The sequence below is a fragment of the Oceanobacillus sp. FSL K6-0127 genome (genome assembly GCF_037983385.1).
In the GTDB taxonomy this organism is placed as follows: Bacteria; Bacillota; Bacilli; order Bacillales; family Amphibacillaceae; genus Oceanobacillus; species Oceanobacillus profundus.
Map to the genome: position 1 here is coordinate 1565130 of NZ_CP150287.1, position 19967 is coordinate 1585096.

General features: G+C 34.3%; 20 protein-coding genes. 8 read left to right on the forward strand and 12 right to left on the reverse strand.

Annotation, left to right across the window (positions count from 1 at the left end):
• Positions 1-376 precede the first annotated feature (376 nt).
• The 4 genes from MHH64_RS07770 to MHH64_RS07785 all read right to left on the reverse strand — a co-directional run bounded on the left by MHH64_RS07770 (position 377) and on the right by MHH64_RS07785 (position 3804).
• Positions 377-889 (reverse strand): hypothetical protein, encoded by a 513-nt coding sequence (locus tag MHH64_RS07770; protein WP_303447742.1) that lies wholly within the window; start codon positions 887-889, stop codon positions 377-379.
• A gap of 378 nt (positions 890-1267) precedes the next feature.
• Entirely contained in the window at positions 1268-1471 is a 204-nt protein-coding gene (locus MHH64_RS07775; protein ID WP_078989028.1) for a hypothetical protein, read from the reverse strand.
• A 329-nt stretch (positions 1472-1800) separates the two neighbouring features.
• Positions 1801-2418 carry an SAR2788 family putative toxin gene (locus MHH64_RS07780; protein WP_340002998.1) on the reverse strand — a complete coding sequence of 206 codons (618 nt, stop codon included), beginning with the start codon at positions 2416-2418 and terminating at the stop codon, positions 1801-1803.
• A 444-nt stretch (positions 2419-2862) separates the two neighbouring features.
• Complete coding sequence (locus MHH64_RS07785) at positions 2863-3804, reverse strand: YafY family protein (RefSeq protein ID WP_340002999.1); 942 nt, start codon at positions 3802-3804, stop codon at positions 2863-2865.
• Positions 3805-3922: 118 nt separating this feature from the next.
• On the opposite strand from MHH64_RS07785, the gene MHH64_RS07790 reads away from it, so the two are divergent.
• From MHH64_RS07790 to MHH64_RS07810, 5 genes are all read left to right on the forward strand, one after another.
• On the forward strand, positions 3923-4495 hold the full coding sequence (locus MHH64_RS07790; protein WP_340003000.1) for a dihydrofolate reductase family protein: 573 nt from the start codon (positions 3923-3925) through the stop codon (positions 4493-4495).
• Between the two features lie 547 nt (positions 4496-5042).
• Positions 5043-5879, forward strand: a complete 837-nt coding sequence (locus MHH64_RS07795) for an undecaprenyl-diphosphate phosphatase (RefSeq protein ID WP_340003001.1) — start codon at positions 5043-5045, stop codon at positions 5877-5879.
• A gap of 725 nt (positions 5880-6604) precedes the next feature.
• Positions 6605-7015 carry a DUF4064 domain-containing protein gene (locus MHH64_RS07800; protein WP_095312700.1) on the forward strand — a complete coding sequence of 137 codons (411 nt, stop codon included), beginning with the start codon at positions 6605-6607 and terminating at the stop codon, positions 7013-7015.
• A gap of 273 nt (positions 7016-7288) precedes the next feature.
• Positions 7289-7948, forward strand: coding sequence for a metalloregulator ArsR/SmtB family transcription factor (locus tag MHH64_RS07805; RefSeq protein WP_118890138.1), 660 nt, complete (start codon positions 7289-7291; stop codon positions 7946-7948).
• Between the two features lie 19 nt (positions 7949-7967).
• Positions 7968-9266 (forward strand): MFS transporter, encoded by a 1299-nt coding sequence (locus tag MHH64_RS07810; RefSeq protein ID WP_340003002.1) that lies wholly within the window; start codon positions 7968-7970, stop codon positions 9264-9266.
• Positions 9267-9504: 238 nt separating this feature from the next.
• On the opposite strand, the gene MHH64_RS07815 is transcribed toward MHH64_RS07810, so the two are convergent.
• The 7 genes from MHH64_RS07815 to MHH64_RS07845 form a co-directional block, all read right to left on the reverse strand.
• Complete coding sequence (locus MHH64_RS07815; RefSeq protein ID WP_340003003.1) at positions 9505-10698, reverse strand: MFS transporter; 1194 nt, start codon at positions 10696-10698, stop codon at positions 9505-9507.
• Between the two features lie 3 nt (positions 10699-10701).
• Positions 10702-11193, reverse strand: a complete 492-nt coding sequence (locus MHH64_RS07820) for a glycosyltransferase (protein WP_340003004.1) — start codon at positions 11191-11193, stop codon at positions 10702-10704.
• Complete coding sequence (locus tag MHH64_RS07825; protein ID WP_340003005.1) at positions 11126-11845, reverse strand: hypothetical protein; 720 nt, start codon at positions 11843-11845, stop codon at positions 11126-11128. The genes MHH64_RS07820 and MHH64_RS07825 overlap by 68 nt, the downstream gene beginning before the upstream one ends.
• Positions 11846-12193: 348 nt before the next feature.
• Positions 12194-13102, reverse strand: coding sequence for a HAMP domain-containing sensor histidine kinase (locus MHH64_RS07830; protein WP_340003006.1), 909 nt, complete (start codon positions 13100-13102; stop codon positions 12194-12196).
• Between the two features lie 20 nt (positions 13103-13122).
• Positions 13123-13872 carry an ABC transporter permease gene (locus MHH64_RS07835; protein ID WP_340003007.1) on the reverse strand — a complete coding sequence of 250 codons (750 nt, stop codon included), beginning with the start codon at positions 13870-13872 and terminating at the stop codon, positions 13123-13125.
• Entirely contained in the window at positions 13869-14783 is a 915-nt protein-coding gene (locus tag MHH64_RS07840; protein ID WP_303447719.1) for an ABC transporter ATP-binding protein, read from the reverse strand. Before MHH64_RS07840 ends, MHH64_RS07835 begins: the two co-directional genes overlap by 4 nt.
• Before the next feature lie 95 nt (positions 14784-14878).
• A complete protein-coding gene (locus MHH64_RS07845; RefSeq protein ID WP_303447717.1) occupies positions 14879-15556 on the reverse strand; it encodes a response regulator transcription factor in 678 nt (225 codons plus the stop codon).
• 280 nt (positions 15557-15836) lie between these two features.
• Here MHH64_RS07845 and MHH64_RS07850 point away from each other — a divergent pair, with 280 nt between their 5' ends.
• From MHH64_RS07850 to MHH64_RS07860, 3 genes are all read left to right on the forward strand, one after another.
• Positions 15837-16820, forward strand: a complete 984-nt coding sequence (locus MHH64_RS07850; protein WP_340003008.1) for a tRNA-dihydrouridine synthase — start codon at positions 15837-15839, stop codon at positions 16818-16820.
• 254 nt (positions 16821-17074) lie between these two features.
• Positions 17075-17641: a hypothetical protein gene (locus MHH64_RS07855; RefSeq protein WP_340003009.1), complete on the forward strand. Its 567-nt coding sequence runs from the start codon at positions 17075-17077 to the stop codon at positions 17639-17641.
• A 562-nt stretch (positions 17642-18203) separates the two neighbouring features.
• Positions 18204-18914 carry a class I SAM-dependent methyltransferase gene (locus MHH64_RS07860; RefSeq protein ID WP_303447714.1) on the forward strand — a complete coding sequence of 237 codons (711 nt, stop codon included), beginning with the start codon at positions 18204-18206 and terminating at the stop codon, positions 18912-18914.
• A 244-nt stretch (positions 18915-19158) separates the two neighbouring features.
• Here MHH64_RS07860 and MHH64_RS07865 read toward each other — a convergent pair whose 3' ends face one another.
• Positions 19159-19743 carry a PepSY domain-containing protein gene (locus MHH64_RS07865; RefSeq protein ID WP_340003010.1) on the reverse strand — a complete coding sequence of 195 codons (585 nt, stop codon included), beginning with the start codon at positions 19741-19743 and terminating at the stop codon, positions 19159-19161.
• Between the last annotated feature and the right edge of the window lie 224 nt (positions 19744-19967).

Here is a 19967-nt window from a genome sequence, read left to right on the forward strand (position 1 = left end):
ATGGGCATTAGAGGAATGAGGAAAGAGTTAGGATATAAATATTTTGAATATATGGTAAAATAAGAGCGGACTATAGAGTTTGTGAAAAATGTAATTACACTAACGGGGCAGCATTAGTTGAAGATCGTTGTTAAACTTGTGTTCAACAATCAGACCATATAGTTGAGTAACTTAGTTTCAATATAAATGGATAATTATGTTAAATTATAGTGAATAACCTCTCCGATAAGAGCAGATTATCAAACGCAGCTTCTATCATTTCTTTGTTTCTAGACAACTCAAGGATAATTGATAAAGGAGTCTACGTGCATTTTTGCTTCATTTTGGGATTTTATTGTAGAACCCAAAAACAGAAGAGACTTATCTCTTCTGTTCTTCATGATTTTAAAGCTTTATAATCTTGAACGAAAGAAGAATAGGAACTTTCCTCCGAAAAAGAAAATTGATTATTGACGATAAATTCTCCAAATGCTAAGAATCCCTCTATTATTGCTTTCGAATACTCATCTTTAGGAATTGTATTTGAAATTTGATTGTCTTTACTTGATGTATTATTAATACAAAAAGTAAATCCTGAGTTATTGGTTAATATCTTAACTTCATATAAGGAATCTAAAATTGATATTTCATACTCTTTATTTCCTGGTGTTAATATAGGTTCAACTAATGTTTGCCATGTAAATAACAAATCTGTTGTTTCCATGTTTTCGGTTAGGATAACTTCAGAGTTGCATTCTAATCTGATTGCTCCTTCTAGATAATCATGGTCATTTTCATCTAAGGTTTGATTCACTAAATCACCAGATAATGGATTATTAATTGATAAAAAAGTAGACTTGTGACCTATGTTGATATTTGTATCCTTAATCAAAGTTTCAATCTTTAGCATATTATCACCTCATTAAACTGGATATGCTGATTTTACATACCCATCTTTCCCTATATTTACTTTATATTTTATTCCATTTATAGTCTTATAAGCATTAATGTGACCGCTTGAAAGATATGACACAGTTTTTGCTTGATAAAATGCAACACTTTTTTCCAGTTAAGGACTTCCCTTTTTTATGGAAGAGTGTGTATGATGGTCTTAACGGTCATGCAACCGCTGTTTGTTTTTGCATAATCGATGCTCAAGAAAAAAATGTATATATACTAATAATTATGCACATTAACGAAGTTGTGCTTGTTGCACTAACGGGGCAGGTTAGTTCAAATTCTGTTTTATATAAATAAAAGACGGTGAAAACGCACCGTCTATAATTAGCTATTTATTTTGTGTTAATTCTTTGTAATAAAGGTAATCGACTTTATGCTTGGTAGCCATTAACTGTGAAGCCAAAACCGCCGTATAAACAGTGGTTAGTACAATTGCTCCAACACCAAGACCTGAAAGGTTTATCTTATTAGATGTACTCATTCCATTATTGCTTGTGTTCATTCCATTATTACTTGTAGGTGCTTCTTCCATTTTATTAACCCCCTCATTTGTTATAGGGGTATTATTTGTAACTGCATTTAAACTTATACTCAAAAAATAACAGGCAGGTTCTAAAAACTTTAAACTTGTGAACAAATGTACTTAAACTAATAGGTGCGTTAGTTCAACAACTCTGATATCTAAGAGGAGCTAAAATATACATTATTTTATTCATAAGAATGTATATTTTGGCTCTTTGTTATTCTCCTTCACCGTATAAAATCAGAACAATGATTAACAGATGTCTTGTTATTAGAGGCTACAATTCACCACAAAAGAGGGAAGATAATTTCCAGTAAAGTGTGTCAGTTATTTTAGCATTAACTGTTCCATTTTACTTGACGGTCACAATTAACAGAGTTTCCTTTTTTAAGAGCATTTCCAATGGTAGTTTTATTACTGTTAATAACATTAGTAACAATGTTTTTTACACCATTGACACTTAAACTAGGGTCAAACATTGATTTCCCACCTTTTCCTGTCCAATAATTTGGGTGGTGGTTTTGTAGAATATGTTGCATTTTAGCATTAGTAAAATAAACATTTTTTCCTCCAGCTTTAATGGTTACATTAGAAAAATTGACTGTTGCTTTCTTGGCAGCATCTTTAGATTTCGCTTGGAATGTTTTTTTACCAATTTTTAAAATGGCTTTTTTACCAATATGTTGAACTGTTATTCTGGCAACTTGTGAACCAATAAAATAAACAATTACAGGTAAAGCAGATGCTTCAATTTGCGTGGAGTCAACAATATATTCTTCTCCTGTGTTAAGATCAATAAAATTAAAAACATATGAATCTTCGTTTATTTCTAGGATTTCTATTTCATATTTCCCTTCAACTACTTGTCCTTCTTCGAGATATTCACTTGTCATAATGATTTCTTCTGTTTCAAATGAAAATTCCAACTCAAATTTTGCTGCAATAATTAAACCCAAAATTGGGGGGAATGGTGGTTCGGTAGCAAAACTTTATTTTAACTGAAACGGTGGAATGCGGGTTTGAGGTGGGGGATTTCGGAAGAGATTAAATTAACGCGTGTCTAATTAAAAAAGTCATTTGGCTGTAAAAATAAACATTTGCTAGTCCGATCCTGATTTCGTAATAATAAACATTTACTTTTTTCAGTCCGAATCCAATAATTTCTCGGGTTTTCCTCATCAGGAGCCCGAGTTTTTTATGCCGATTCCAATTTCAAGTTCAATACTCTTTCATCCCCAAACTGTTGTCATTACTGGATTTATCCAATATCCCACGCAATATTAAAGTAATAATAATTCAATACTTATTCAATAAAATTCATCTTTTCTCAAAACTGTGTTTTACAGGTGAAATAATAGAAACAAAATTATTGTTGGAATATAGCTAAATAGCTCAAGATTCTAATTCTCATCTTGATACATAGTCAAAATTTCTTCAGCTTGTTTACGTAATCTAACTATTAATTCCTTCGGTTCCAAAATTCGTGCATGACTTCCAAGCCTCAAAAATAGTGATGTTATAAAATTAAGTTCACCTCTATCAATGATTGTATCAATGTATCCAGTTCCATCTTCTTGTGTGCCTACAAAACCATCGAAATAAGGAACACTTTTACATTGACGGACACCTTCCATTGTTAAGATCACATGCAGTCGAACGGGGTTTTTTACTTCATGAAAGTTGAACCATTCTTCTAAATTCATGAAATCATCTTCATTTTTTTCAGCTGATAAGATTGATAGAATGCGATCTACACGATACAGTAATATTTTTTTCTTATGATAATCGTAAGCAGGTAAGTACCATAATCCATCATGAGCATATACACCAATAGGACGGATGTGTTTTTTTCTCATTCCTGATTTAGATTCATATTGAATATGTAAATTTTTATTTTCAATAGAATGCTCTAGAATATCTTTTAAAAATGGGGTATCAATAGTTCTTTTAGGATTCCAAAAAGCAATATAAGAACGAATTTTATCCACTTTTATTTTAGCTTCACTCTGAAGTGAACTATATAATTTATGTTCAACCGAGGTGATTTCAGAATCAAAAGGCAAATTGCGATAGTAATTTAGAGATTGAAAAGCAAAGAAGATAGAAACAACTTCTTCTTCTGTAAATAAAATAGGGGGAAGAAGTCTACTTGTTAATACTGTATACCCTCCATTTCGTCCTTGTTCAGAGTAAATTGGCATTCCCATATCAGATAAATCTAGTATGTATCTATGTACAGTACGAACAGATATATTAAATTCATCTGCTATTTCTTGTGCTGTAAAATTTTTCTTAGCGGTGACAAACATAAGAATATCTAATAGACGCTTTGCTTTTGACATTTTGCTCACCTCTTTTCAATTAATCATGTCATTACTTGTCATGTTTTACGTTTAGTATAGTTTATACGTTATGATTTTATCAACAAGGAAAATCTATAAGATAAAAGGAGATAAAAATATGGGCATTAACGAAAGTGCAAGAAGAGTAATTCTGGATTTAGCAGTTACTTTAGATGGATTTATTGAAGGACCGAATGGAGAAGTTGACTGGTGCATCATGGAATCGGATATGGGTTTCACAAATTTCTTGAATCAAATTGATACTATTTTATATGGAAGAAAAAGCTACGATTTATGGGGACAATATATCCCCAAAAATGATGATTCAGATAACGAAAAAGAAATTTGGAAATTGGTTCATAGTAAAAAGAAATATGTATTTTCCAAAACACAAAAAGAGTCTGATAATCAAGCGATATTAATAAATGAAAACATTGTTGAAGAAGTTAATAAATTAAAGAAAAAGCCTGGTAGAGATATCTGGCTATATGGTGGGGCGAGTCTTATTACAACTTTTATAAAATTAGGGTTGGTTGATGAATTTAGGTTATCTGTTCACCCTGTTATTTTAGGGGAAGGAAAACCTTTGTTTATTGACATAAAGGAGAAAGTGAATCTAAGACTGATTGATACAAAAAGATTTTACTCTGGTGTTGTTCAACTTTGCTATCACCTTAATGACAGTAATTGATAAGTTTATGCTAAAGCGGAGGTAAAAGTAAATTTTCTTCTCAACTAATGAAAGAGTAAATAATTATTAACATCCTTCCATTCTTAATGATGGGAGGATTTTTCTTACTAAATAGTCACAAGAGCTTCGGTTAAATACATAGTTGCCGAACTGTATAAGCAGAGTTATCTTCGTCATTTGCAGATCTTTTTGTTCAGACTGATTTAACGCTTCAAAGTGGAAGAGAATGAAGCAAGATTATTCATTAATTTTAATTTGTCTCGTTATATCAAGGCATTCTGCCAAGTTTGGTCTGCGAAAGCTGAGTTATCAAAGCGGAGGTAAAGATACCTTTTTAAAAATTAATATGTATTTTTTAAGATAAAAGAAATATGATTTTATATGTGAATGAGATATATTTGTATTAGAGGATAGTTTTTTTATGAAAAAAATTTTACTATAGTAGATGATTCAAAACCTGTTTTTTGCTTTGAAAGAGTAAAAAAATGATTTCAAGGGTGCAAATCTTTCAAGGTAATGAAATAACAATATAAAAGGAGTTTAAAGAATGGATTTCGTTGAGTTAATAAAAGCAATAATACTAGGGTTAGTGGAGGGATTAACAGAATTCGCACCAGTATCCTCTACAGGACATATGATCCTAGTTGATGATATGTGGCTAAAGTCTACCGAATTCTTGGGGCAATATGCGGCAAATACGTTTAAGATAGTTATTCAGCTCGGATCTATTTTAGCCGTTGTGATTGTATTTAAGGATAGATTTATTGATTTGCTTGGATTAAATCGTATTTTTAATAAAAAGGGTCAAGTATATAATAGGGAACATCTAAAATTAACCCACATTATTGTTGGTTTGATTCCAGCAGGCGTTTTAGGATTACTATTTGAGGACTATATTGATGAGAACCTCTTTACAACCAAAACCGTTCTAATTGGTTTATTAATTGGTGCATTCTTTATGATTGCAGCGGATTTACTTCGTTCTAAAAATCCAAAAGTTGTATCTGTGGATCAAATAACTTATAAACAAGCATTTTCAGTTGGATTAATTCAATGCTTATCATTGTGGCCAGGGTTTTCTAGGTCAGGTGCAACCATTTCAGGTGGTGTATTAGTGGGGATGAATCACCGCACAGCCTCAGACTTTACATTTATCATGGCTGTCCCAATTATGGCTGGTGCAAGTTTCTTGTCATTAATAAAAAACTGGGAGTACTTTACCTTAGATGCTTTACCATTTTTCATTGTTGGGTTTATTAGTGCATTTGTATTCGCATTAATATCTATTCGTTTTTTCCTGAAATTAATTAATAAAGTTAAATTAATCCCATTTGCAATTTATCGTATTATATTAGTAATTGTAATCTACTTTTTATATTTCTAAATCTGACATAGGACAATACAGATGATCTTATTTGTTTATTAATGGAGTCTATTTCATTAAAAATTGATTTTTCTTATGCTACTGAAACACTTTCTTTTCCTATGTAATACAATAATACTTTGCTAAGCAAATAAACATCCTCTATTCTAATCCTGTCTTCGTAAAAATAAACATTTGCGAATTCGGGATCTTTTTTTATTCGATCTCCAATCCTTCCTGGCTTACCTTTGGATTTTTGTTCCTAAATCGAATCTGATCGAATCCCATTTTTAATCTAAAATCGTAATTATGGAACAATATAAAAATTGTTTCGCACTACAAATAAATTCTTCTGCCCTCTGCTAAATATTTGGTAGAGTCATACAATTCTAGTTGAAGATATGTGGTTAAGGTCTACCGAATTTTTGAGGAACGGGTGATACAGATTTGTCTCTGGTTTGTTTCCACCACCAGTTTAATCGTCTTTACCGATCAAATCAAAAATCAATATCGTAAGCTGGATTCATTAAGAGGTCTAGCTTTATTTCTTCATCGATAGTGTTTCGAACATATTTTGTCAGTTGAAACTTTTACCTTTTTATTTCGTATGAAAAAAGTATAACGCATTATTTTAGGGAGGTGCTTCTAATGGAATCAATTGTAAATTTAGTACACTCAATAATTACAATAACTTCCTTCTCATATGAGGAACGTGGTATAAATAAAATAGAAAGGAGGTATAGATAATGAAAAGAACAGTCGAAATTGTATTAGCTATAATTGGAATTTTAGGTTACGGACTTCTTGGAGCTTTTGGAGTTGTTATGTTAGTTCTGCAAAATAATGAAGCTATCCTCCAAGATATCGTAGAGCAAACTCCAGAAATGGGTCTTGGTGATCTGGACACTCTAATTGAAGGATTGAGTACAGGCGGATGGCTTATTCTCATTGTAGCTGTGCTGGCTATTATATTGAGTATTGTCGCTATTTTCTTAATTAAAGGTAATAAGCACCCTAAAAGTGCTGGTATTATTTTCGTTGTGACTTCTATCTTGGGTGCTGTTATTACTGTTGGATTTGGTATTTTTCCAGGCATCTTCATACTTATTGCTGGTATTATGTGCTTTGTTCGGAAACCGGCTCAACTTATTCAGTAACATAATCTTACTGGGACACTTAGTCTCTTCTTACTACAAATGCGTGGTCTAACGCCACCGCCTTTAAAAGGTATCAGCTTTTTGGTCTTTTTTAGGGTTAAGGCATGTTATGTACACATAGTTAAAAATCCCATCAAAATGCAAAGTAAAAAAAACAAGTGGTTTTCATTATTCCACTTGTTTTTTACTTCTAAATAAAGGATTGACAAAAGATAGTGGTTATGACTATAATTCAACTATTCAATAAAACACTTGAATAGTTGGTGATTTAAAATGCTAAACGAAAGAAATTTAAAAGATTTATTATATCAAGAGTTTGCAAGACTAGGTAAAAGCCTTTCCAGCCCAAAGCGTATAGAGATTCTTGATATCTTATCTCAAGGCCCAAAATCGGTGGAAGCATTGGCGAAAGCAACTACCATGTCTGTGGCAAATGTATCTCAACATTTACAAACTCTCTCTAATTCCAGATTGGTAAAGTTTCAGAAGAAAGGTAACTATGTAATCTACGAATTAGCAGATACAGCGATTTCCGGCTTTCTAAAGTGTCTGCATACTTTGTCAGAAAAGCAGTTTGTACAGGTGCAACAAATAAAACAAGAATTCTTAAATGCCAATCTTGGCATGAATGGTATTTCACTTGTGGAACTTAAAGACCGGATGGAAAAAGGTGAAGTTTTATTGTTAGATGTCAGGCCGAAAGAAGAGTATGAAAAAGCTCATATTCCGGGTGCTGTTTCGATGCCAATTGAGGAATTAAAGGAAAAACTCTCTTCTTTACCAACCCACTGTGATGTAGTTGCCTACTGCAGAGGACCATACTGTTTGATGTCAGTAGAAGCAGTAGAGCTTTTAAAGACGAGAGGAATACATGCCTTTCGTTTTGAAAGCAACGTTCAAGATTGGTATCAATTTGAAGATAGCTTAAATTAATGGAGGAAGGAGGGGGAATATGTCTCGTGAAACGAATGATTTGATCCAAAGTTATATAGATAATCCAGCGAAACAAAGACAATTATATAAACGTACATTAATCATCGTTGTTATTTCTCAAATGTTTGGCGGGGCAGGATTAGCTGCTGGAATAACAGTAGGGGCACTACTTGCTGAACAAATGCTTGGAACAAACGCATTTGCAGGGCTTCCTGCTGCTTTATTTACGTTAGGATCTGCAGGAGCTGCTTTAACAGTAGGGAGACTTTCTAACCGTTTTGGAAGACGTATGGGTCTAGCAACAGGATTTATAACAGGTGGACTTGGAGCAATAGGTGTTGTGTTTGCTGCTGTCTTAAATAGTGTATTTTTATTATTCGCTTCTCTACTTGTTTATGGTGCAGGTACTGCAACCAATTTACAAGCCCGTTATGCTGGTACAGACTTGGCTTCGAACAAACAGCGAGCAACTGCAGTGAGTATAGCGATGGTTTCAACTACATTCGGTGCAGTTGCAGGTCCCAACTTAGTAGAGGTGATGGGGAATGTCGCTCTTTCAATTGGTGTCCCAGAATTAGCAGGTCCTTTTATTTTATCCGCGGCAGCATTTATAGTAGCAGGTATTGTATTATTTGCCTTTTTACGTCCTGATCCATTCATTATAGCGTTAAAAATAAATGAAAATAAGCAAAAAACAGAACCTAAAAAAATAACTGAGAAGAATCACCTAAACAAAAAGCGAATTACAGTTGGTGCTCTCACAATGGTACTTACGCAAATTGTCATGATTGCTATTATGACAATGACACCAATTCATATGGGGCATCATGGTCATAGTTTAGGTGCAATTGGGCTTGTTATTGGCTTTCATATAGGTTCCATGTATCTTCCATCACTTTTCACTGGAATTCTTGTTGACAAGATAGGTCGAACCGCCATGGTAATTGCTTCTGGCGTTACATTACTCGCCTCAGGTATTGTAGCAGCGCTTGCTCCAGGTGATTCTTTATTTCTTCTAATTGTTGCACTTTCATTACTTGGAATCGGATGGAATTTTGGTTTGATAAGTGGAACAGCTTTAATTGTTGATGCAACAGAACCTTTAACACGGGCCAAAACTCAAGGAACAGTTGATGTCTTTATAGCATTAGCAGGAGCGTCTGGTAGTGCCATGTCAGGAATGGTTGTCGCTGGTTCAAGTTACGAAATGCTATCACTTGCTGGAGGGATTTTATCTTTAATCCTTATTCCGGTTGTGATTTGGTCTCATAAAAGTAAAGCTGTATTAACCTCGGACAAAAAATTAAAAGAGTTATAAAAGCTACCTGTTGCAGTTGATATAACACTACGTATTCAATCTTTCTTTAAATGATTTTTTTACTTAAATATCATTTTATATTAGGGCTGGATCCAATATGGGTTCAGTCTTTTTTTAATATCGTGAATAACCAAATCCCAAATACCTCATTTAATGTTTCATTTCTCTTTTTTCATGCCATTTCTTCTAATATTGCTTTTGACAACCATTGATCTGAATCTGGAAAACTCTATTTTATTTAAAGCAAGATGTTCTTCCTTCGAAAAAACAAAGCATATAGTAAGTAAATGACTGCAGTTATGCCAAATATAGCTGCACTCACTTTGATCGTCGTTATGGTTTGGTTTTGGTTGGCTAAAACGCTGCCGATGGTTGGTCCAATCATGACACCAAAGCCTTGTAAGGCGGAGAAGATACCCCAGCCAGCTTCCTTTAAATTTTCAGGTATAAATCCAGCAATAAATGCATTCCAAGCTGGTAAAAATAAGGCGTAAAACAATCCGAGCGAAATGACGATTGCAAATGTAGCCACAATGTTAGGGCTCGTAATTAGGATTAATAGCGACAGAGCAAACAAACAAAAACCAATAATAAAAAGGACGACTTTATTTGAAATTTTATCAACCAATTTTCCAATTGGAACAAGGAATAATAACGCACTTCCTCCACCTAGCAACATTAATAAGGAATATTGATCCGTTGAAACGTGCAATACATTAATTGCGAATGCAGGGAGAATTGGGATAATCATTCCCATTGCAACACCCTGCAATAATAATCCAGGTACGACAACTTTACTCTTTTTTATTAATGTAATGGTATTGTCTTTTTGTTCCTTAAGGTTAGAGAGCCGATATGATACGTCACCTTTATTCACAAGCGTATAAATTAGCCAGCCAAGTAGAATGAGTGCAGGAAGAAACCATAAAATATATTTAAAGTTGAATTGTAAATAATGGTTCATCGTTATTAACCCAGCGCCAATCCCAGCAAGCCAACCGAAATAGACAATACTAATATTTTGCCCACGCTGTTGTTTACCTGCTTTGGATAATAAAATGATCCATAGGGGGCAAATGCCAATTCCTAAAAATAAAGCACTGACAATCAGCGTGATACCATTCGTCCATATTGCCACCATCACTAGACCCATTATAGAAAAGGTAAAGCTTAGATGAATGACAACATTACTTCCAAATAGCTTCATGAAATAGCCAACAATTAAATTTGTCACGGAATCACCTATAAAGTGAATGGATATAGCTAGTCCAATGATTGTTAAAGCAATCCCCCCAGGGTGGATAGATAAACCTGGAAGGTAGCTAAAAACAAATGCCCCCCTAACAAATTCAATGAGAAAAAGAGGGATAATGAGTAATAAAAATTCTTGTCTTGCTGTGACATTAGCTGTGACATTTTTTAAGATATTCATTTGTTATACAAATTCCTTTATACGTTTTTCCTTTTGTTCTTCCAACATAGTGCTAACATCGTCACAAATAACCTTTGCAGCATGGGGATGATATAGGGATCTCATATTTTCTTTCATTGTCGTTTGCATCTGTTCCTGAGAAATGAGATTTGTGATCGTTTCGATTAATGAATCTGGATTGTCAACATTGATACAAGCACCTTTTTGTTCGAAAAATAGAGCATTTTCTCTTTCTTGACCAGGTACAGAACGGTAAAGAATTAATGGAACCTGCACTGCCAGCGCTTCACTTAATGTAATGCCGCCAGGCTTCGTAATCATCACATTTGATAGCTTCATTAAGTCGTCCATGTTATTCGTATAACCTAAAATTTTCACATGATTATTTTCTCCAAATTTACTAGTTAAGCTCATCTTTAATTTCTTGTTATGGCCACAAACGATGATAACTTGGTTGTCCTTTATTGCTAACAAGCGCTGGACGATATCGACCATATTTTTTCATTACACCATGAGCACCAGCGGCAAGAAGCGTGACAGGCATATTTTTCTTTAATCCATAGGATTCGAGCAATCGATTTTTATCATCATCACTTTCAAAACTAGACTGGATCGGTATGCCTGTAACTTTGATTTTTTCAGAAGAAATTCCTTTTCCAATCATTTCAGCTTTTAAATCATCGGAAGCGACATAATATCGTCCAATCTCCTCATGTATCCAATTATTATGCAGGCCGAAGTCTGTTAACACATTAACCATTGGAATTGGTGAACCTGCTTTCTTTAAGAATTCCGGAACAACAGTCATTGGAAATGTATTGATAATGATATCGGGATTAAATTCTTTCACTAAATTTGCTAATGTCCTTCTGCCATAGTAATTGATGAAATCTAATGGAGAGACACTTTTTTCTTTCTTTCCCGCATAATAAAAACTGCCATATAGCTTCTGTCCATAGGTAAAACTCTTAATATATAAAAATTTAGTTGCTTTTGTTAATATTGGGTGTGCTTCTAAATATAAATCGGATTCTATTACTTCATTGCAGCCATACGCAATCAAAGTTTCCTTTAATGTATTAGAAACTTTCAAATGGCCATTACCGTAGCTTCCAGTTAAAATTAAGATTTTTGAGTTTTGTATCATCAAATCACCTTTCAGAAAACTAGTATGAGTGTGTTTGCCTAATAATATCAAAATTCAGTCAATACATTGTGATTATATCATATGAATATTAAGTTAGATTAAACAAATCGTAAATTTATTATAAGAAAGGACGGAGCTCTTGAGTTTTGTGATCTACAAGCTTGTAGCGAAAGCTGAGATCGTGTTTGAAAACAAATAACTCCGCATTATATCCTGGTTTTGTCGGAAATAATAAAGAGGTTGATAAGTTAATGTTGTACGTTATGAACAATGAGAATACGGAACAGGGTTTTATCAACTCACTCCGACGTGTTATTACATCTTTGCTACTAAGATGTGTTTACCCAACTAATTCCATTTTTTAAACGCAACATCGATTCTGAATTCATTTTTATGAATATCTGCAACTACTTTCCCGCCCTGTTTGTTGATAAGCTGTCTGACAATATGCAGGCCTAATCCAAGGTGCCCAGCTGTTCGGCTGTTATCCAATCTAAATGTTCGATCAAAAATTTGATTGATTTCAGTACGATTAAACTCGGTAACATCATTTATTGCTCTTAACCAGACATATTTCTCATCTTCAATTAAGGTAATGGTTAAATAGCTTTTTGCATATCGTAACGCATTTTGAATAATATTTGTCACAATTCGGTTTGTTGCCTTCTTGTCTGCAATAATGGGTGGTAAAACAACTTCATCCACATGTATGCTTAACTGGCTTTTTTCAAAATCGTCGTAAAACAGTAGCATAGCTTCTACGACAAGTTGATCTAAAAACTGCTGTTCCATTATCAATTGCTTGTCTTCAGAGTCGATCTGGGAAAGTTCATAGAATAGATCGACCATCATTGTGAGAGTGTCAATTTTCTTTTGAATAATAGCTAGAAACTCTTTCTTTTCTACTTCAGATAAAGATCGATCAGTTAGCAATTCCGAAAATCCTTTAATTGATGTTAAGGGCGTTCTCAAATCATGAGAGATATTAGTTATTTCTTGCTTTAGTTCTTTTTCTCTTCTGTGGGTGTACTGTTGATCTTCCTTAAATAATTGAATGAGCTGATTGATTTTGGCGGCAAATCGAATTAGGCTTTTACTATGTGTATTTGTGCGAACCAATTCATTTGTACCGAAATTTTCAATGATTACTTCTAATTGGTTTGTCATCTTTTTGATATCCCAATGAAAAAGCAGAAGCATCCCGATATTAACAATTAGTAGTAACATCAAAGTAATGATTATCAACCAGCTACTCACTTCCATTCATCCCATCTCCATCAATTGATATTTTGTTTAGCGAACTTTCTTGCCCCTATTAGTAAAGAAAACACTGAAATAACGATGCCAGTAACCCAGTAATGGTAATCGAATTGAACTGCTTGGTTCAAGAAGCTCATTAGGTTTTCGTTTAATAGTGTACTTGGTGCATATTTGTAAAGCTCATTCAATCCTGAAATCGGGCGAAGTAGCATCCGTAATAGATCACCAGAAAATATAAAGATGAATAGCAACGTGATAATGATATAGACTTCACCGAACTTCAACATTTTCAGCACATGAATTATAAAAAATCCACTCATCACAATCGGGAACATGTTTATACTAGCTGTCAAGAAATACCTGACTGATTGTTCCTCACTAGCCAAAAGATTCTCTCCCAATCCAATCATTAAGAGAAGACCAACGGCACATATTGCCAGAAAGTAACTCAATGTTAGGATTAGTTTTGACCAAAAGATCGTGTTTCGAGATACACCAAAGGATACAGATTGTTTGATTAGAGACGTATCCTTGCCAGTAAGAGCCAAATTAAAGAGAAAGGCAACGATTATAATTAGTATCCCACTGCCAATTACGTTCGAATAAAAAAACAAACTCGTAGCGTAGGGGAAATTCTGATCTTGTTTCCCGGAATAGTACAAGACAGCCGCTGCTGCAGCAATTAACACTAAACAGATAACACTCGTAATATGAAGTCCTTTTTTGTGTAATAAACGATAATTTTCGCTTTTTAAATAATTAATCATTTTTCATTCCCCTCCACTAATCCTAAGAAGTACTCTTCCAAATTCAGTGCCTCCATACGAAACTCCATTACTAACACACCATTGTCGACTAAGAGGCGATTGATTTCGCCGCCCTCCTCTACATGATTTTGGATGGTTATGATATGATTAGGAAGGACTTTATACTGAATATCAGCATAGGTTTGTTCCAACAATCGTGATGTCTTTGCTGCATCATCGACTTTAAGTTGAATTTGCTTCTTGCTTTTATCGTTTAAATTCTCCTTGCTTAAATCATCGACAATTACACCATTTTTGATAAATACAAAACGTGTAGCTAGTAATTGTAGTTCAGTTAAAATATGGCTGGAAACTAAAATCGTTATTTGTTTTTCTTGATTTAACCTCAATAATAAATTACGAATCTCTATAATCCCTTCAGCGTCTAAACCATTAATTGGTTCATCTAGCACTAGACAATCTGGACTGCTTAGCAGGCAAAGGGCGATCCCTAAACGTTGCTTCATTCCCATCGAGTAATCTTTAAATCGTTTCTTCTTTTGATTTGCTAAACCAACGATTTGCAAAACCTCATAAATGCGTTTCTTTTCAATAACGCCGCGTTGAATTCGAAAATACTCTAGATTTTGAGTTGCAGTAAAATCTGGGAAGAATTCAGGTGTTTCTATCATAAAACCCATTCTTTTTTTTGAGTGAATCATCTCTTTGCCTGATTTTCCAAATAAGTGAATGTCTCCTCCAGTTGGCATTAGTTGTCCCGCAAGCACTTTAAAAAACGTCGATTTTCCAGCGCCATTCTTACCAATTAATGCACAAATTTCTCCTTTTCTTAATGAGAAATCAAGGGGTTTGATGATTTCTTCTTCTTTAAAGGTCTTTTTTAATTGATATGTTTGAATAATGGTATCCATTTTGTTGACTCCTTCACTAAATTTCTTGATATATTTAGTTTAGCTTAGGTGCCTTTAATTTCCCTTAAACAAAACATAAAGAAATCATAAAGAAATTACACCAGCATGAAGCCTACTCCCCATATTGTCTTTATATACTCATCAGAAGTGATTTCGGCCATTTTTTTGCGAAGATTTGAGACATGAACACTAATCGTATTATCATCACCTAAATAGGTACCTTTCCAGATGCTTTCATAAATCTCCCTTTTGGAAAAGGCATGCTCTGGATGACTTACAAATAAGGACAAAATATCAAATTCTGCATTCGTCAATTGCAGCTCTGTGTTATCTAAAGAGACAGATAGTTTTTCAGGTTGAATCTTAAGTCCGCGCCATACATTCTCCGCTGTTCGTGATGTAATGGTTGATTTTCGTAATTGAACTTCAACTCTGGCAAGAACCTCTTCTTGATTAAAGGGTTTGGTTATATAATCGTCTGCCCCCATTTTCAATACGTGCACTTTATTTTCTATATCAACCTTGGCTGAAATCACAATTATGGGGATGGAATTCTCTTCTCTGATCTTTTTTATTAATTCCTCTCCACTCTTACCTGGTAACATTAAGTCTAATAAGATTAAATCGAACTTATTATTTTGTAGTTGCAGGAGACCTTCAGTGCCAGAATAAGCCGCAATCGAATCCAATTCTTTTTTTGTTAAAATAACGCTTAGTAGTTTACTTATTTCTTGATCGTCTTCAATTATTAAAATCCTTTTCCCTTCATTCATAATCATCACCCGTCTTTTTCCTATTGATTATAACTAATTATAGCTTATTTTGTTTGACTAAATTAGGGAATGTTGGTGCAGGTTGGAGAGTCGAAATTCGGAATAGCTTATTTTAAACGTACATCAGGTGTCTAATTAAAATAAAATAACTCCTACTCGGATTGATAAAAAGTACTTAAACATGGTATAAATATAAAAGGAGCAGGAGCCATTTTCTGCTTTTTAATTTTGTGGTAAGGGTTTGTCCTGGTTTCCCGGAATGAGAGGATTTGAATTTGAAATGGTAGATAATTTTTGGCGTGATTTACCACGACCGTTTTTTATATTGGCACCAATGGAAGATGTGACGGATGTTGTTTTTCGTCATGTTGTAAGTGAGGCAGGTAGACCCGATGTGTTCTTTACAGAGTTTACAAACTCGGAGAGCTATTGTCACCCAGATGGGAAACAAAGTGTCCGTGGGCGTTTGACTTTTACAGAGGATGAACAACCGATTGTAGCCCATATATGGGGCGATAAGCCTGAATACTTTAGGCAAATGAGTATTGGTATGGCGGAAGAAGGATTTAAAGGGATCGATCTCAATATGGGCTGTCCTGTACCAAATGTGGCAGGGAAAGGGAAAGGTTGTGGCCTTATCCGCCGTCCGGAAGTTGCAGCAGAGCTAATACAAGCCGCAAAAGCAGGTGGATTGCCTGTAAGTGTGAAGACAAGGCTTGGTTACACGAATGTAGACGAATGGCGCGACTGGTTGACACACGTCTTGGAACAAGACATTGTTAATCTTTCCATCCATCTTCGTACGAAAAAGGAAATGAGTAAAGTAGATGCTCATTGGGAATTGATTCCGGAGATTAAGAAACTTCGTGACGAGATAGCGCCAGATACGCTTTTGACGATCAACGGGGATATTCCTGACCGTCAAACTGGCTTGGAGCTTGCCGAGAAATATGGTGTTGATGGGGTTATGATTGGGCGTGGAATTTTTCAAAATCCGTTTGCCTTTGAAATGGAGCAGAAAGATCATAGCAGTCAGGAACTGCTTGAACTTTTAAGACTGCATCTGGATCTCTTTGATAAATATTCAGCAGTAGAACCACGTGCGTTTAAGCCTCTACGTCGTTTCTTTAAAATATATGTCCGCGGGATTCGCGGTGCAGGCGAGTTAAGAAATCAATTGATGAGCACAGAGTCAACAGATGAAGTGCGTGCATTGCTCGATAAGTTTGAGGGAAAGCGTACTGAGGGTACAGGGGAAATTTAGATTTTTACCAATTCATGGTAAAAATTAAAGTGGGGCGTTTAAAGAATGTGCTTCTACAGTTAGCGTCTATATAAGCTGTTAATTGGCATGTGTGAATACGGTAATCATCCGTGTTCACGCATGCCAATTTGTATTTTAAACGTTTGTTGTAGGAAGTTATTTTATTATTCTGGGGCTATAGCCTGCTTCCTGAATAAAATTACATAAATAAATCATTAATCCATAAAATAAGCCTGAAAATTAGGAGGGATTTTGTGGATTATATAGAATATCGGGATGAAATTTATGTGAAGACAGAAGAATTTAATGGGCTTATATCGAACTACTGGAACGATTATTCCAATTTTGGTACATGGCAGTTCTGGGTAACGTTGCTGGTTTTTATTCTTCCACTGGTTCTGCTTTTCTTTGCAGTGGATCGAAGTAGAATTTTTGAAGTATTTTTCTTTGGCTTTATGGTACATATTTTATGGACTTATGCCAGTATAATTCTTGAAAGATATAATTTCATGTTTCATACATTCTTTCTCGCACCGGCACTGCCATACTCTTTGAATATAACAGTGTCCATTCTTCCTGTTGTTTTTTTACTTCTATATCAATATACAACAAAGCATAGGAAGAATTTTTACGTATATGCTATTCTGTTAAGTGCAGTGTTTGCATTTGGTTTTGCAACACTGGAAGAATGGATGGGCTTATTGGAGCTTCATAAGGGAACTAATAATTTCCACATTTTTCTTGTCGATCTTGCAGTAGTCTTTATATCCTACTGGGTTACATTGTTTATAAAAAGTTTAAAAGATAACAATGTCAAATGAAAACGCAACCTTACCTACTCAAATGCCATTATAAATAAAAAAAGCCGTCTAAATTTAGATGAATTTTTATTTATAATGGCAAGTTTACCTTGAAATTTTAAGATGTTTCTAATATATGGCAAGATAACTATGTGATATTATGTACTTAAAGGAAAAGCATAGTGAAACTTCAATTTTTTCTAATTCGTATATAAGGTATAAAGGTAAATATATCTAATTATTTATCAGAACATTAAAATTAATAGGGCTTCCACTATGCTGCAGATTTTATTCCCATGCTATCTATAGTTTCTTTAGTTATATGGATTGTGGTGACCCGAAAACTTGCAAAATCTTTTTAAAAGAAGAACGGACAAAAAATAGTAACTTTAATGTCTGCGAGTGCCTTATGTACTTCGTGAAAGATTCAGATTATATTGCTGAATTTAAAGGCGATATTATCAGTATTATCATTCTAATTATAAATTTAGCAAGGCTATAAAGAAACCAGATGATAAAACTATTGAAAAATTGAATTTATAATTATGAAATCATTTATCAGGAATCTAAAGGAGGGAATTAAATGAGTAATACTACAAGAGACATTTATAATAAACTAGCTCATACCTATCAGAACGATATTGATGAAGGGAGTCCTTATAACGCTTATTATGAACGTCCAGCTATGTTAGCGGCTTTACCCACCGAGTTAAATGGAAAAAAAGTTCTTGATGCTGGTTGTTCGGCTGGATGGTATGCTTCGCAATTATTGCAGCAAGGAGCGGAAGTTACTGGTATAGATGTAAGTCCTGAAATGGTAAAGGCAGCAAAGCATCGTTTAGGGGAAGAGGCTACATTCCTTTGTCAAGATCTTCAAGAACCCCTTCCGTTTAAAAATGATTCCTTTGATGTGATTATAAGCTCACTTACACTTCATTATCTAAAGGATTGGACTTACACATTTCACGAATTCAACCGCATTCTAAAAGCAGAAGGAACTTTTTTATTTTCGCTTCATCATCCTTTTATGGATTATACAAGATTCGATTGTGAGGATTACTTTAAAACACAATACTTATCAGAAACTTGGCACAAACCTAATATTACAATTGATGTTAGCTTCTACAGAAGACCCATGCAAAGCATCGTAAATGAAACAACTGCTTTTTTCAACCTCGATAAACTAATTGAACCTAAACCGCAAAAAAAGATGAAAGAAGTAAAAGAAAAATCGTACTACTATCTAATGACCAGCCCTCATTTCCTAATAATAAAAGCTACGTCCAAAAAATAAATCTAACTATAAGATTGGGTATCTGATATTCTGCAAATGGGTGTTTTAGTGAAAGAAAGTTGTAGGTTATTGAGTTGTTCTTCAAAATTTAATAACAGGGATGAAAATGTGAGCAAAAATAGATTGATGATGAAACATGGACATAGGTAATACGGATGCAAGCATTAAACAAGTTGTTCATCAAAACGAATGGAGAACATTTCCATCCTAAAGTGAAGGGTGCACTTTAGGATGGTGCTTTTCATTAAAGGTTGCCGTTGAATACCTGTCCATGATCGTTCACATCAATGATTTTCAGAAGGTTGTCATGTTTTACGAAAATGGTTTTAAAGTGCTTTTTTCCCTCGTCGTCAACAAGGAACATGATGCGATTTCCTGGATTGTCAGTAACCAGATGAAAAGACAAATCTTCTGCGTTTACCTGATCAATAATGGTGTCGTACTCTTCAAGTGAAGTAACATTAGCTGATTCAATCGAATAGTTACTATCATCAAAAGAGCGTTTCTGTCCAGCTACTTCCTGTTTTTCTTCTTCTACAGTATTTTCAATTTCCTGCCCTACAATTTTCCCTGTTGTTGCATCAATGTTAAATTCATACTCGTTTACGCTGCTTTCGATTTGAACTGCATAATAATTTTCATCCTCTTCGAAGGAAAGGTCCACTTCCTGCACGAATCCTTCCACTTTTTCGAATACTGTCTGGATGGCTTGTTCTGCGGTAAATGCTTGATTATCCTTGATGTTATTGTCATCCGATGCCCCCACAACAGCGGCACCACCCAAAATGACTGTTGCTGCTGCTGTTCCAATCAAAAGATTTCTTTTCAAAATACTTCCTCCTTTATTTGTTTTACGCATTAATATTAACTTTTAAAAGTAAGAGAAGAATGATAAGAATATTAGAATTTGATTAGAATTGGAAAGAATACCAAGAATGTATTTTAAATAAAGAGTGCATGAAGATCGTGAGAAGTATTCCTAAGATGAATGACAGATGATAATTCATCTGTCATTCACGAATACCTTTAATCAATTTTTTTAAAGATAGAGCG

What these genes read in the sequence shown, in the direction of transcription:
- MHH64_RS07850 (WP_340003008.1), top strand. Translation starts at nt 15,837, where the DNA reads ATGGTAGATAATTTTTGGCGTGATTTACCACGACCGTTTTTTATATTG.
- MHH64_RS07785 (WP_340002999.1), bottom strand. Translation starts at nt 3,804, where the DNA reads ATGTCAAAAGCAAAGCGTCTATTAGATATTCTTATGTTTGTCACCGCT.
- MHH64_RS07820 (WP_340003004.1), bottom strand. Translation starts at nt 11,193, where the DNA reads ATGGTCGATATCGTCCAGCGCTTGTTAGCAATAAAGGACAACCAAGTT.
- MHH64_RS07775 (WP_078989028.1), bottom strand. Translation starts at nt 1,471, where the DNA reads ATGGAAGAAGCACCTACAAGTAATAATGGAATGAACACAAGCAATAAT.
- MHH64_RS07825 (WP_340003005.1), bottom strand. Translation starts at nt 11,845, where the DNA reads ATGATACAAAACTCAAAAATCTTAATTTTAACTGGAAGCTACGGTAAT.
- MHH64_RS07800 (WP_095312700.1), top strand. Translation starts at nt 6,605, where the DNA reads ATGAAAAGAACAGTCGAAATTGTATTAGCTATAATTGGAATTTTAGGT.
- MHH64_RS07805 (WP_118890138.1), top strand. Translation starts at nt 7,289, where the DNA reads ATGCTAAACGAAAGAAATTTAAAAGATTTATTATATCAAGAGTTTGCA.
- MHH64_RS07840 (WP_303447719.1), bottom strand. Translation starts at nt 14,783, where the DNA reads ATGGATACCATTATTCAAACATATCAATTAAAAAAGACCTTTAAAGAA.
- MHH64_RS07790 (WP_340003000.1), top strand. Translation starts at nt 3,923, where the DNA reads ATGGGCATTAACGAAAGTGCAAGAAGAGTAATTCTGGATTTAGCAGTT.
- MHH64_RS07810 (WP_340003002.1), top strand. Translation starts at nt 7,968, where the DNA reads ATGTCTCGTGAAACGAATGATTTGATCCAAAGTTATATAGATAATCCA.
- MHH64_RS07815 (WP_340003003.1), bottom strand. Translation starts at nt 10,698, where the DNA reads ATGAATATCTTAAAAAATGTCACAGCTAATGTCACAGCAAGACAAGAA.
- MHH64_RS07845 (WP_303447717.1), bottom strand. Translation starts at nt 15,556, where the DNA reads ATGAATGAAGGGAAAAGGATTTTAATAATTGAAGACGATCAAGAAATA.
- MHH64_RS07795 (WP_340003001.1), top strand. Translation starts at nt 5,043, where the DNA reads ATGGATTTCGTTGAGTTAATAAAAGCAATAATACTAGGGTTAGTGGAG.
- MHH64_RS07835 (WP_340003007.1), bottom strand. Translation starts at nt 13,872, where the DNA reads ATGATTAATTATTTAAAAAGCGAAAATTATCGTTTATTACACAAAAAA.
- MHH64_RS07770 (WP_303447742.1), bottom strand. Translation starts at nt 889, where the DNA reads ATGCTAAAGATTGAAACTTTGATTAAGGATACAAATATCAACATAGGT.
- MHH64_RS07860 (WP_303447714.1), top strand. Translation starts at nt 18,204, where the DNA reads ATGAGTAATACTACAAGAGACATTTATAATAAACTAGCTCATACCTAT.